The organism is Arthrobacter sp. 210 2 (genome assembly GCF_059093025.1).
On record NZ_JBNHIE010000001.1, the window covers coordinates 810,734 to 823,181 of the forward strand.

15 protein-coding genes are annotated in these 12,448 nt (G+C 61.9%); 7 read left to right on the forward strand and 8 right to left on the reverse strand.

What is annotated here, in order from left to right; translation table 11 throughout:
* Positions 1 to 9: 9 nt before the first annotated feature.
* From AC5RWA_RS03905 to AC5RWA_RS03920, 4 genes are all read right to left on the reverse strand, one after another.
* The gene (locus AC5RWA_RS03905; protein WP_494056616.1) at positions 10 to 1,155 is read right to left on the reverse strand and encodes a pilus assembly protein TadG-related protein; all 1,146 of its coding nucleotides are present in this window, start codon (positions 1,153 to 1,155) and stop codon (positions 10 to 12) included.
* Positions 1,143 to 1,550 carry a TadE/TadG family type IV pilus assembly protein gene (locus tag AC5RWA_RS03910; RefSeq protein WP_494056617.1) on the reverse strand — a complete coding sequence of 136 codons (408 nt, stop codon included), beginning with the start codon at positions 1,548 to 1,550 and terminating at the stop codon, positions 1,143 to 1,145. The genes AC5RWA_RS03905 and AC5RWA_RS03910 overlap by 13 nt, the downstream gene beginning before the upstream one ends.
* Before the next feature lie 110 nt (positions 1,551 to 1,660).
* Positions 1,661 to 1,876 (reverse strand): Flp family type IVb pilin, encoded by a 216-nt coding sequence (locus AC5RWA_RS03915; protein WP_494056618.1) that lies wholly within the window; start codon positions 1,874 to 1,876, stop codon positions 1,661 to 1,663.
* Positions 1,877 to 2,155: 279 nt separating this feature from the next.
* Positions 2,156 to 2,821: a prepilin peptidase gene (locus AC5RWA_RS03920; RefSeq protein ID WP_494056619.1), complete on the reverse strand. Its 666-nt coding sequence runs from the start codon at positions 2,819 to 2,821 to the stop codon at positions 2,156 to 2,158.
* Between the two features lie 297 nt (positions 2,822 to 3,118).
* Here AC5RWA_RS03920 and rplM point away from each other — a divergent pair, with 297 nt between their 5' ends.
* Positions 3,119 to 3,562, forward strand: a complete 444-nt coding sequence (rplM, locus tag AC5RWA_RS03925; RefSeq protein WP_015937805.1) for a 50S ribosomal protein L13 — start codon at positions 3,119 to 3,121, stop codon at positions 3,560 to 3,562.
* A gap of 38 nt (positions 3,563 to 3,600) precedes the next feature.
* On the forward strand, positions 3,601 to 4,104 hold the full coding sequence (gene rpsI, locus AC5RWA_RS03930; RefSeq protein WP_050054349.1) for a 30S ribosomal protein S9: 504 nt from the start codon (positions 3,601 to 3,603) through the stop codon (positions 4,102 to 4,104).
* Positions 4,105 to 4,196: 92 nt separating this feature from the next.
* On the opposite strand, the gene AC5RWA_RS03935 is transcribed toward rpsI, so the two are convergent.
* Complete coding sequence (locus AC5RWA_RS03935; protein ID WP_494056620.1) at positions 4,197 to 4,739, reverse strand: hypothetical protein; 543 nt, start codon at positions 4,737 to 4,739, stop codon at positions 4,197 to 4,199.
* Between the two features lie 220 nt (positions 4,740 to 4,959).
* On the opposite strand from AC5RWA_RS03935, the gene glmM reads away from it, so the two are divergent.
* Genes glmM through AC5RWA_RS03950 form a run of 3 tightly spaced genes read left to right on the forward strand, consistent with a single transcriptional unit; the run spans position 4,960 to position 7,554 of the window.
* The gene (gene glmM / locus AC5RWA_RS03940; RefSeq protein WP_494056621.1) at positions 4,960 to 6,321 is read left to right on the forward strand and encodes a phosphoglucosamine mutase; all 1,362 of its coding nucleotides are present in this window, start codon (positions 4,960 to 4,962) and stop codon (positions 6,319 to 6,321) included.
* A gap of 52 nt (positions 6,322 to 6,373) precedes the next feature.
* On the forward strand, positions 6,374 to 6,763 hold the full coding sequence (locus AC5RWA_RS03945; protein WP_494056622.1) for a hypothetical protein: 390 nt from the start codon (positions 6,374 to 6,376) through the stop codon (positions 6,761 to 6,763).
* Between the two features lie 5 nt (positions 6,764 to 6,768).
* Positions 6,769 to 7,554: an HTTM domain-containing protein gene (locus tag AC5RWA_RS03950; RefSeq protein WP_494056623.1), complete on the forward strand. Its 786-nt coding sequence runs from the start codon at positions 6,769 to 6,771 to the stop codon at positions 7,552 to 7,554.
* 105 nt (positions 7,555 to 7,659) lie between these two features.
* On the opposite strand, the gene mscL is transcribed toward AC5RWA_RS03950, so the two are convergent.
* The 3 genes from mscL to coaA are packed head-to-tail and all read right to left on the reverse strand — an operon-like array spanning position 7,660 to position 9,958.
* On the reverse strand, positions 7,660 to 8,064 hold the full coding sequence (gene mscL / locus AC5RWA_RS03955) for a large conductance mechanosensitive channel protein MscL (protein ID WP_115525205.1): 405 nt from the start codon (positions 8,062 to 8,064) through the stop codon (positions 7,660 to 7,662).
* Between the two features lie 23 nt (positions 8,065 to 8,087).
* Entirely contained in the window at positions 8,088 to 8,957 is an 870-nt protein-coding gene (locus tag AC5RWA_RS03960) for a M15 family metallopeptidase (protein ID WP_494056624.1), read from the reverse strand.
* A gap of 5 nt (positions 8,958 to 8,962) precedes the next feature.
* The gene (coaA, locus tag AC5RWA_RS03965) at positions 8,963 to 9,958 is read right to left on the reverse strand and encodes a type I pantothenate kinase (RefSeq protein ID WP_275726840.1); all 996 of its coding nucleotides are present in this window, start codon (positions 9,956 to 9,958) and stop codon (positions 8,963 to 8,965) included.
* 109 nt (positions 9,959 to 10,067) lie between these two features.
* Between coaA and glmS the strand changes: the two genes are divergently transcribed.
* Positions 10,068 to 11,960 (forward strand): glutamine--fructose-6-phosphate transaminase (isomerizing), encoded by a 1,893-nt coding sequence (gene glmS, locus AC5RWA_RS03970; protein WP_494056625.1) that lies wholly within the window; start codon positions 10,068 to 10,070, stop codon positions 11,958 to 11,960.
* Between the two features lie 116 nt (positions 11,961 to 12,076).
* Complete coding sequence (locus AC5RWA_RS03975) at positions 12,077 to 12,424, forward strand: holo-ACP synthase (RefSeq protein WP_494056626.1); 348 nt, start codon at positions 12,077 to 12,079, stop codon at positions 12,422 to 12,424.
* Positions 12,425 to 12,448 lie beyond the last annotated feature (24 nt).

Sequence of the window (12,448 nt, forward strand, 5' to 3'; positions counted from 1 at the left end):
GGCTCGGTGCTATTCCGTAAGGGAAGCAACCGTCCCTCCGTAGTTGGGCACCCCGTCAGAAACTGCAAGTCCCTCTTCAATAGAGACGAAACGGGTGAAATAGCCCTGAATGCCGCGACAATTGCCAGCGGCCAAGATTTCCGTGCTGCCTTCCTCATCTTTGCCGCCTTTGCCGTCTTTGCCGCCCTTGTCGTCCTTTACGACTGGCTCGTCTTTGCATTCCGGAGCATCGGGATCCAGATCAGTTAGTCCAGGCCCGCCGCCGAACTTGAACCCTGTTACTTGGAAGGCAAGGAAACCACTCAGGGTGTACTCGGTCTTCTGGCCATTCTTTGCGGCTGTAGTGAAGACGGGGATGAGGATCGGTGAGTCTTTGATGGTTGCTGGCATCTCGTGACACACGTTGGGCAAGTCGTTGCCCGGGTTGCTGCCGAATTCGTTGTTTTCAATGTCAATGCTTGCGGAGCACTCACCATCGGTGTCAAGCCAACCAAATCCGCCGGGAGCGTAACCGTTCTGCTCCTCGCATCCCGGGAATGTAGGGACGTTTTGGTCGTAGCGGAAAAGGATGAGAGTAGGAACGGGATCACCGGTGAAGTTGCCGCTCGAGTTGAAATCTGCCAGCTGCGCGGGTGACAAAAACTGCTTGAATACACACTCGCTGATCGTCCAAGGGAGTGTCTCGGCCTTGGAAGGGGCCCCCCAAGATGCTACGGCTGCGGCATGTATGACTGCAGTTTCATTGCCCAATACTCTGGCAAAAAACAATGAGAAAGTGTCGTCTTCCGAACCAGGTTCCTGCGCGTTGGTTTCAACTCGGACGCTATTGGTAGTGGGCTGCGTAATAGAGTAGACGCCGCTGGAAGCATCGTTGGCGTTGGCGTCGGCGAGACGATTGTTGGGATTTTCCATTGCGGTTGCACAATCCAGGCCCTTGGCGCAGTCGCCGGCAATTGCTAACGCTGTCGCATCAGCACCGTTCTGGAGCTGCGCTTTTTCGGCATACATTGCTCCTACGTCGACTGCCAGGGCAGCGAAGCCTAGAAGCACCACCATGAAGAAAGCTACGATTACAGCCGCCGCGCCCCGTTCGTTGTCATCACGGTGTGAATCAGTTCCCGCAATGACAACCTCGCATTGTTTCAGCCACCGCATCTCATCACCCCTACTCCGGTGAGCCTGATTGGAAAGAGGCCAGGAGATCCGAACCAGCCAGCATCAAGGAACCCAGACATTGAAGGCAGGTCAACGCTGGTAGTGACCTCGACGTCCATACCTGTTGCGCAATTGTCGGCGTTGTCATCTACGACGACGGACAGACCATCTAAAGAAGGAGCTGCTGCGAGCGCAGTGCCTTGTACGTCAAGCGCGTCCTTGTTGTAGTAAATAGCTGCGTGACGGGCACCCTCTCGTGCAGCCTGAGTCAACGAATTTTGAACGTTGAACACGCGCCCAAATTCCATGGTCCCGATCAAAATCAAAAGCAGTAGAGGCAAAAGAACTGCCATTTCAACGGCTACTGCGCCGCGCTCCCTCTGTTTCTGTTTCAAGATCTTCTCCAAGACGCAAGTACCGCCGGATGCTTTGCAACCTCACAGTTGCAGGAGACAGGTGCGGCTCTGACCGGGATCAGTAATCCCCGTCAGAGCCACCCCGAGAACTAAGATCCTGCTGCCGGTGCTGCCGGGAGCTTGGCGTTGACCGTGTCGAAGAGGTTGTCAATGCCGATGCCCAGGACACCCGCACCGACCGCGACGATTACAGCGATGAGAGCTACCATCAGGCCGTATTCAACCATCGTCGCGCCCTTTTCGGATTCGAGGCGCTCCTTGACGCCGGCGATGAAAGCAGTCATTGAGACCATGAGAGAAGTCATTGTGTTTTCCTTTAATTCGGTGAAATGGATTGAATTGATTTCAACGAATTTCCAGCTGCCCCCATAAATCTTTAGCGGCTGGATTTCGCTAAGAAGAGATTGTCATTGGGGGGGTAGAGGCAACAATGCGTAGTGGTACTCGACTTTTTCTAAGCGTGCAAAAAGTACGTACTTGAAGAGCGGGGGCAGTACTCAGTAGGAGAGGTGAGTACATCGACCCACTACTTGGAACCGAAGGAGCCCCTGGTTTGGCAAGCCTTGAAAGAACGCCGAAGGAAGCTACAGGAGGAAGAGGGCTGCAGCCGCCGTCGCGCCGAGCATTGAGGGGCCATGGGGTACTTCTGTCGCTCTATTCCGGTCTTTTCGCCTCAAAATCAACACTGTGACCAGGCCGTTAAGGACGAACCCAAGAAGGCCCCCGTAGAGCAGCTGGCTCCAGCCTAGGTACCCGAGGTACAGACCGGCGGGGGCGGCAAGCTTTACGTCGCCCATTCCGATACCTCCGGGGGAAATCAGCCCCAAAATAAGGTAGCCAGCAAACAAAATGATGGCCCCAAACACGGCACGCAGGAGATCGTCAGCCTGCTTATTAAGTAGTCCGGGCATCAAAAAAAGTAAAAAGCCGCCAGCGAGCAGCATCAATACGAGTGGGTTCGGCAACAAGTGCAGTGCGACGTCAATCCGTGCGAGCTGCACGCCCAAGGCAGCCAGGAATATGAAAGCCGGCAGGGCAAGGCCTATTCCAAAGCGCAGGGTAAAGGCGGCGCATGCGAGGCCAGTGAGTGCCGCCGTCGTGATCCTGACAGGGAGGGCTGGGAGACCGCCCAGTCTGGGCAGGTGCCTGGCGATGAGTATCTCGGCGACAGGGGAGAGGGCCACCCCCAAGAGGCCGGCGGCAAAAACCAGGAGCCAGGCGGCAGAACCCTCGTTACCCACTGCAAACACCGCGACCCCCTGTGCCGGTAAGGCCGGCAGGCGCTGTGCTGGCAGCCGGCTACCCCATTTTGACCCTGAACCCCTTAACGCGCTAATCTTGGTAGTCGTTGTGCGTGTCCTATTCCGATGGTGCGTGCCCGCTTGAGAATCCGGTTGCAGGATGACTACTCAACGTGCACATTCGGAACCACAGGATGACTGGTTACATGGAGCCCTCACCTCTGTTCCGGTAGCGCGCAGATAGTAGGTGCCCGCCCCTGAGCGGCACCTAAACCAGAACGCCAGAATAAGAACGAGGCAAACACCGTGCGTACGTACACCCCGAAGCCCGGCGATATCAACCGCCAGTGGCACGTCATTGACGCCACAGACGTTGTCCTTGGTCGTCTCGCGAGCCAGACCGCAATCCTGCTGCGCGGCAAGCACAAGGCCACCTTTGCGTCCCACATGGACATGGGCGACTTCGTCATCATCATCAACGCTGAAAAGGTAGCCCTCACCGGCGCCAAGCTGGAGCAGAAGCGCGCATACCGCCACTCCGGCTACCCGGGCGGCCTGACCTCCGTCAACTACGCGGAACTGCTGGAATCCAACCCGGTCCGCGCCGTTGAGAAGGCCATCAAGGGCATGCTCCCCAAGAACTCCCTCGCTGCACAGCAGCTGGGCAAGCTGAAGGTGTACCGCGGTGCTGAGCATCCGCACGCCGCCCAGCAGCCCAAGACTTTCGAAATCACCCAGGTCGCCCAGTAGTCCTGGCCACCAAACAACTTATCTATACAAGGAGAATCGTGGCTCAGAACGAAGAGACCACCGAAGCCGTTGAGGCTGAGGAAACCCTGACCAGCTACACGTCTGAAAGCTCAGCTGCCGAAGCTGCGCCGAAGAAGGAGCGCCCGGCCCTGACCGTTGCCGGCGCAGCTGTTGGCCGCCGCAAGGAAGCCGTTGCACGCGTCCGCGTTGTTCCCGGCTCCGGCAAGTGGACCATCAACGGCCGCGCGCTGGACAACTACTTCCCGAACAAGCTGCACCAGCAGGACGTCAACGAGCCTTTCAAGATCCTTGATCTCGAAGGCGCCTACGACGTTATCGCCCGCATCCATGGCGGCGGCATCTCCGGCCAGGCCGGTGCGCTGCGCCTCGGCATCGCCCGTTCGCTGAACGAGATCGACGTCGAGAACAACCGCGCCACCCTGAAGAAGGCCGGTTACCTGTCTCGGGACGCCCGCGTCATCGAGCGTAAGAAGGCCGGTCTCAAGAAGGCCCGTAAGGCTCAGCAGTACTCCAAGCGCTAAATCCGCTTGCACAGAAGCCCGTCCCGCCATTGGCGGGGCGGGCTTTTGCCGTTACGAATCAGATTTGGATTTAGGTATCGCTCTCGACATCCTCAGCGATGAATGAGGTGCCCCCAGTCCAATGCGTCGATTAGAGCGACGTCCTTGAATCCCGGGTGAGCGTGGCGCAGGTGTTTCATGTCAGCGTGGCTATCCCAGGCCCCGATGCCCATCCGTTTGCCTTCCTCGATCAAGGCGTCGGCGCGGCTTACGGCCACGGTGATTTGCTCGCGCGTGTAGAGATCGCCTAGCGCGCTGATGAGGTTAATCCGTCCCAGGCCGTGCTGGCCAAGATGTCCGGAGTAGCGGCAGTTGAAGTAGTGGATTGTGAAGACCGCGTTGAGCATGTCCTCTTCCCGGGCCTTAACGATTAGCTGCTCCCTTCGGATAAGGGCGGAGACCTGCGCCTCGTCGATCCGCGCTAAGGCCTCGTCAAGTTCGATCTCGTACCGCTCGGGAGTGAAGCCTGGTACCTTTTCTCGGATCTGTTCAAGTGCGGAGTCCCGGAAGTCCTTGCCTTCGACGAGTCGTGAACCGTGGTAATCGGCAATCGAGCGAAGCTCTGACTCAGGACTCCGGTGCTCCTGTTCATCCATGGTCATTTTCCTCAACCGCCCCTCTGTAGCTCTGGCTTCCGGCGTTGTTCAGTTCGCGATGCCTACTCTACGGATCGCCGCAAGCGGCTCCTCGGACTTGTGGGGGGCCGGGGGAAAGGCTGGAGGCTGAAATTTGAAGTCCTTCATGCCTAAAAAGCACGTTGCAGGGCCGTGGCCAGCCGTTTCAAGCCCAACCACCCCCATCCTCTAGACTTGTCCGGTGTCTAGATTATTTGGAACTGATGGTGTCCGGGGGCTGGCCAACGGCCTGCTGACAGCAGAGCTGGCCATGCAGCTGGCCCAGGCGGCCGCCGTCGTGCTCGGCCATGACCGCAACTCCAACGGCAGCCGGCCACGCGCCGTGGTGGCCCGCGACCCGCGCGCCAGCGGTGAGTTCATCGCCGCAGCCGTAGAGGCCGGGCTCTCCAGCTCAGGTGTGGACGTCTACGACGCCGGCGTCCTCCCCACGCCCGCAGCGGCCTACCTGGTGGCCGACCTGGACGCCGACTTCGGCGTGATGATCTCCGCCTCCCACAACCCGGCACCGGACAACGGCATCAAGTTCTTTGCCCGCGGTGGCCAGAAGCTCCCGGACGAGGTGGAAGACGCCATCGAGGCGCAGATGTCCAAGGAGGCCGTCCGCCCGGTCGGCGCCGACGTCGGGCGCATCCAGCGCTTCTCCGACGCCGAGGACCGCTACATCGTCCACCTCCTCCAGACCCTTCCGCACCGCATCGACGGACTCAAGGTGGTCCTTGACTGCGCCCACGGCGCCGCCAGCGGCTGCTCACCCCAGGTCTTCAAGGACGCCGGCGCGGACGTCGTCGTCATCGGCGCGGACCCGGACGGCCACAACATCAACGACGGCGTCGGGTCTACGCACTTGGGGGCTCTGAAAGAAGCGGTCGTGCAGTATGGCGCCGACCTCGGCATTGCCCACGACGGCGACGCCGACCGCTGCCTCGCCGTGGACCATGAGGGCAACGAGGTGGACGGCGACCAGATCATGGCTATCCTCGCCGTCGCCCTCAAAGCCTCCGGCAAGCTCAAGGACGACGTCCTGGTGGCCACCGTCATGAGCAACCTCGGGCTGAAGCTCGCACTCCGCGACGCCGGCATCAGCATCCGCGAAACCGCGGTGGGCGACCGCTACGTCCTCGAGGAAATGCGCGACGGCGGCTTCAACCTTGGCGGAGAACAGTCGGGCCACGTGATCTTCGCCGACCACGCCACCACCGGCGACGGCGTCCTAACCGGCCTGCAGCTCGCCGCCCAGATCGCCCTGACCGGCAAGCCGCTGAAGGAACTGGCCACTGTCATGACCAAGCTTCCGCAGGTCCTGATCAACGTCAAGGGCGTCGACCGCGCCGGGGTCAAGAGCAACGAGGTCCTGGCCCAGGCGGTGGCAGCAGCGGAGGCCGCGCTGGGCGACACCGGACGCGTCCTGCTGCGGCCCTCCGGCACCGAACCCGTGGTCCGCGTCATGGTGGAGGCCGCCGACGAAGATACGGCGCAGTCCATCGCCGAGCACCTCGCCCAGGTAGTCCGGACAGAGCTCGCCCTGGAACTCGTCACGGAGTGAAGCCATAATTCCATGGGGGTCGAAATAATCCGTTTTGGATTAGCATCAGTCCATGGGGCGACGCATTCAGGGGCAAGACCACGGCATAGAGCATTCGTATAAAGATCAGGAAAAATCCAAACTTCGGGCTGCCGTTATTTTGATAGGTCTCCTGCTCATGTTTTTAGTGCCACTGAGCACCTTAGACGATGAGCGTCCCTCGAAGTTTGGCTGGCACATGTACGCTGCGGCGGTAGATCTACCCACGGTAGAGATCGAATTCGTTGACGGCACCCGAAGCGAGCGGAACGTAGGCAACATTGCTTCGGGTTTTCGCCCCGAAATCGATTACTTTGATCCCATTGCTCAATACCTATGTACTCGTGAAGCGAATGCTGTTTCCGTGACTATGAGTCGGCAGCATCCTGAGCGCAAAGTGGTGATCACATGCGAGCGGTTCTGACTGCCATGATGAACCCCCGTCCCTTGGCTGCCGCCCGAATCATAGTGGGACTGGTAGCTGTAGGATTTTCCTTCGAATGGGGCAGGATCCTCTTACGGGCCTCCTCAGGCAACTTCTTAGCTCTTCCAGTCGTCAGTGGGTGGTCATCTGTTCACCCGCCCTTTGTAGCAGGATTATTCGCCCTCTCAATGGGCGCCTCTCTGGCAATGGTTATGGGCTTGGCTGGCCGACTACCTGCAGCATTGGTTGCGGTTACTGCCGGAGTTGCTCTTCTTGCTGACGAGCAGACCTACAGCAATCATTTGGTGCTGCTCATGATGATGGCTACGTGGTTGAGCCTGAGTAGTGCGGATCAGGCGTTTAGCCTGTCCCGTTCTCCGAAGAGCAAGCAGGTTCCCTACTGGCCGGCGTTCCTGATAAAGATGCAGATCACAACTCTGTACGGTTGGACGGCTATAGCCAAAATCAATGAGCAGTACCTATCCGGGGAAGTCGTAGGCACTTACGTTCATAGTTGGATGCCGATCTCAGCACAGCTACTGCCCGCGGCCGCTGTGTTGAGCATTCTCGCAGAGGCATTCCTATCGGTGGCACTTTGGATACCCTCTCTTCGCAAAATCAGTTACCTTGTCGGTGCTGGCCTCCATGTAGGAATCGTGGTTTTCCTAGACTCACCGGCTCCTCTTGTGGGGTTCGGAGCTTTGATGCTGTCCGGCTATGTCATTTTTGCCTATGGAAGGCCAATTGCTCCCTCGGCAGCCTATTCTCCCGTGGCGACCATGAGGAGTTAGCCGTCACTCCGGATTGAACAAGGAACTCAGTCCTCCGTTCCCCTAGATACGGGAATGGTCCGCTTTCCCAAAGGAAAGCGGACCATTTTTGCCACCCGGGAAAACCTAGACAGCCCGGTCCTTCAACGCGTCACGAATCTCCGTCAACAAGGCAATCTGCGGGTCCTCCGCGGACTCCTTCTTAACGTCCTGGTTGATCCCCAGCCTGCGGTTCCGACGCTCAATCATCAGGTTCATCGGCATCACCACCACAAAGTAAATGGCCGCGGAAATCAGCAGGAAATTGACGATTGCCGTCAGCAGGACACCGAATTCAATGGCGTTTCCGTTCAGGTCCACCTTGGCGAAGCTGTCGAAATTGGGCGACCCCACCAGCCCCGCGATAAAGGGCATCAACACCTTGTTGACGAGCGCCGTCACCACCGCGCCGAAGGCTGTGCCAATGACGACGGCCACGGCAAGGTCAACGACATTGCCTTTCATAATGAAATTCTTGAATCCAGTCAGCATAGGAACCACGCTAACCCATCGCCCTACGGGTATCCCGGCGCCGCTTCCACGCCGAAGTACTCCTCCAGCGTGAAGATGCCGCGGTTCGCCATGTCCGTGGCGGCCTCCACCCCGATGTACCGCAGGTGCCAAGGCTCGTAGTAGTACCCGGTGATCGGGTGGAACATCCAGGGATACCGCACCACAAACCCGAACCGGTGCCCGTTCGCCTTCGCCCACACCGCGGCGGGCTGGTCCGCGAAGCACGGCTGGAACCCGCACACGCCGTTGCCGTCGGCGATGTCGAACGCCCACCCGGTCTGGTGCTCGGAATAGCCCGGGCGCGCGCTAGCTGTATCGGCGTCGGCCTGTCCGCGCGAGGCGACGTAACCGTTGTAAGTCGCAACCTGCGTGCTGTATGAGCGGTATCCGCTGGCCAGCACCATGGACACGCCGTCCGCCGCGGCAGCCGCGAACATCGCTTCCGCCGCTGTCGCCGTTGTGCTGTTCAACAGCGCAGCCTCCCCGGACGCGGTGGTCGCGACGGCGGGGCGCACCAGGTCAGCCGGCGCGTAGGCCGCGGGGACCAGCGGCCGGTGCTTGTTGACGATGAGCCACGGGCTCGCCGGGTCGGTCAGGGAGAACTGCCGCGGCAAAGCGGCGGAGGGCGACGGTGCCGGCTCGGAAGGTGCGGCGGCCGCCGTAGTGGGGTCCGGCGTCGGGGTTGCCGATGCGGTGGTGCCAACGGGGGAGGGGGACGCAGGAGGAGAGGCCGACGACGGCGCCGCCGCCGTGGGTGCCTCCGGCGTGCATGCCGTCAGGACAGTCAGTCCGGCCCCCGCTGCGAGGAACCGTGCGAAGCTGCGGCGGCTGGTGCCCGCCGGTCCTGGTTCGGCTGAGCAGTCGTGGCACACCCGTGCTACACCTTCCGCAGCAGCATGCGGCGGATGGAGTGGTCAGCCTCTTTGGTCAGCACCAGCTGCGCGCGCCCTCGTGTTGGAAGGACGTTCTCCTCCAGGTTGGGCTCGTTGATGCGCTTCCAGATGTCCCGGGCGGTGCTCTCTGCCTCCTCCTCGGACAGGGTGGCGTAGCGGTGGAAGTAGGACTCCGGCTGCGCGAACGCAGTGCTCTGGAGCTTGCGGAACCGCTCCACGTACCACTCCTCGATGTAGGACGTCTTGGCGTCCACATAGATGGAAAAGTCGAAGAAGTCGCTCAGCGCCAGCCCCTGCTTGCCGTCGTGGCGCGGGCGGGCCGGAGCCAGCACGTTCAGCCCCTCAACAATGAGGACATCCGGGCGGCGGACCACCACTTCCTTGTCCGGAACGATGTCGTACGTGACGTGGGAGTACCAGGGCGCGCGGACTTCCTCGGCGCCGCCCTTGATCTCGCTCACGAACCGCAGCAGCGCACGGCGGTCGTAGGATTCCGGGAAGCCCTTGCGGTCCAGCAGTTGGCGGCGCTTGAGCTCGGCCAGGGGATAGAGGAACCCGTCGGTGGTGATCAGCTCCACGTTCGGGGTGCCGGGCCAGCGGCGCAGCATCTCGCGGAGCACACGGGCGATGGTGGATTTGCCCACCGCCACGGAACCGGCCACGCCGATGACGAACGGCGTGCGCTGGGTGTGCTCGCCAAGGAACGTGGTGGTGGCGGCATGCAGCTGTCCCGCAGCCTCGACATACAGGTGCAGGAGCCTGGACAGCGGAAGGTAGACCTCACGGATTTCCTTCATATCCAGGGGATCCCCGAGGCCGCGCAGGCGGATGATGTCCTCTTCGTTAAGAGGCTGTTCCATCTCGTCTGCGAGCCGGGACCAGGTCTGCCGGTCCAGCTCGACGAACGGGGAGACACCCTCTCCATTCGCCTCATTGCGTTGCAAAGTCACGTTAGAGATTCTGCCCCGCGCCCGGCACATAGCGAAATGCAGGCTGCCGGGCGCCCGGCTGGTCCCGCAACATACAAGGCACGCGCGGGCGGACCATCCGGTTTACAGCTGGCGGCTCCCAGCCGATAGTCTTGGGGCTATGTGTGGAATCGTGGGATATGTGGGCCGTCCTGTTGACGGCGTAATTGACGGTCACAGTGCTTTGGATGTTGTCCTGGAGGGACTGCGCCGCCTGGAGTACCGGGGCTACGACTCCGCCGGGGTGGCTGTGGTGTCGCAGGGCGCCATCGAGTCGCGGAAGAAGTCGGGGAAGCTGAGCAACCTGATTGCCGAGCTGGAGGCCAGCCCGCTGCCGGAGACGGTGACCGGGATCGGCCACACCCGCTGGGCCACCCATGGCGGCCCGACGGACCGCAACGCCCACCCGCACCTGGCCGACGGCGGCAAGCTCGCCGTCATCCACAACGGCATCATCGAAAACTTCGCCGAGCTCAAGCTCGAACTGCTCGAAAAGGGCGTGGAGTTCCTCTCCGAGACGGACACCGAGGTCGCCGCGGCCCTGCTGGCGGACATCTTCCGGAACAAGCTGGGCGGCGACGCCTCCAACGGCGGCCTGACCCGGGCCATGGAACTGGCCTGCCAGCGCCTCGAGGGCGCCTTCACGCTGCTCGCCGTCCACGCCGACCAACCCGACGTCGTGGTTGCCGCCCGCCGGAACTCACCGCTGGTGGTGGGTCTGGGCGACGGGGAGAACTTCCTGGGCTCGGACGTGTCCGGCTTCATCGACTACACCCGCCGCGCCGTGGAGCTGGGCCAGGACCAGATCGTCACGATCACCGCGGACACCGTGGACATCACCGACTTCTTCGGCAACCCGGCCGCGGGCAAGGAATACCACGTGGACTGGGACCCGGCCTCGGCGGAAAAGGGCGGCTTCTCCTCGTTCATGGAGAAGGAAATCCACGACCAGCCCGACGCCGTGGCGCAGACCCTGCTGGGCCGGTCTGACCTGGACGGGAAGCTGACGCTGGATGAGATCCGGATCGATCCGGAGCTGCTCAAGCAGGTCAATAAGATCATCGTGCTGGCCTGCGGCACCGCCGCCTATGCGGGCACGGTGGCGAAGTACGCGATCGAGAACTGGTGCCGGATCCCCACCGAGGTGGAGCTGGCGCACGAGTTCCGTTACCGCGATCCGATCTTGGACGCGAACACCCTGGTGGTTTCCATCAGCCAGTCCGGCGAGACCATGGACACCCTGATGGCCGTCCGCTACGCCCGGGAACAGGGCGCGAAGACCATCTCGATCTGCAACACCAACGGCTCCACCATCCCACGGGAATCCGACGCCGTGCTGTACACGCACGCCGGCCCGGAAATCGCGGTGGCCTCCACCAAGGCGTTCCTGGCCCAGATCACCGCGGCGTACCTGCTGGGCATGTACCTGGCCCAGCTGCGCGGCAACATCTTCTCCGGGCAGATCAAGGACGTCCTGGCGGACCTGAACAAGATCCCGGCCAAGATCCAGACCATCCTGGACAACGCCGAACCGCTGCGCGAGCTCGCCCGCAGCATGAAGGACGAAACGTCCGTCCTGTTCCTGGGCCGCCACGTCGGCTACCCGGTGGCCCTGGAGGGCGCGCTGAAGCTGAAGGAAATCGCCTACATCCACGCCGAGGGCTTCGCCGCCGGCGAGCTGAAGCACGGCCCCATCGCCCTGATCGATGAAGGCAAGCCGGTGTTCGTGATTGTCCCGTCCCCGCGGGGCCGCGAATCGCTGCACGCCAAGGTCATCAGCAACATCCAGGAAATCCGTGCCCGCGGTGCCCGGACCCTGGTGATCGCCGAGGAAGGCGACGAAGCCGTCAAGGCCTACGCCGAGCACGTCTTCTACGTCCCGGCGACACCACCTCTGCTGATGCCGCTGCTGACCACCGTCCCGCTGCAGATCTTCGCCGCCGAACTCGCCGCCGCCAAGGGCTACGACGTGGACCAGCCGCGCAACCTCGCCAAGAGCGTCACGGTCGAGTAAGCCGTCCGGCAATAAGCACAGGCAGCCCCGAGCCCCTCCGGCTCGGGGCTGCTGCTTTAATCGGGCCCGGCGAGCTCTGTGCGGGAGGCCGGGATCGCCACCGTAGACTAAGCCACATGATCGTTGGCATTGGCGTAGACGTAGTAGACATCGAGCGGTTCGGCCGCCAGCTTGAGCGCACCCGGGGCCTCCGGGACCGGCTGTTCGTCCCCGCGGAGCGTGAGCTGAACACCCGCTCCCTGGCCGCGCGGTTCGCTGCGAAGGAAGCTGTGGCCAAGGTCCTCGGTGCGCCCGCGGGCATGAACTGGCAGGACTGCTGGATCGGCCTGGACCAGAACGGTCCCACCGTCCAGGTCAAGGGCACCGTGCTGGCAGTTGCCGAAGCCAAGGGCGTCAAGCGTTGGCACCTCTCCATCAGCCACGACGGCGGAATCGCCACCGCCACGGTCCTGGCCGAGGGCTGACCCGGCCCCGGGCCCGTCCCTGGA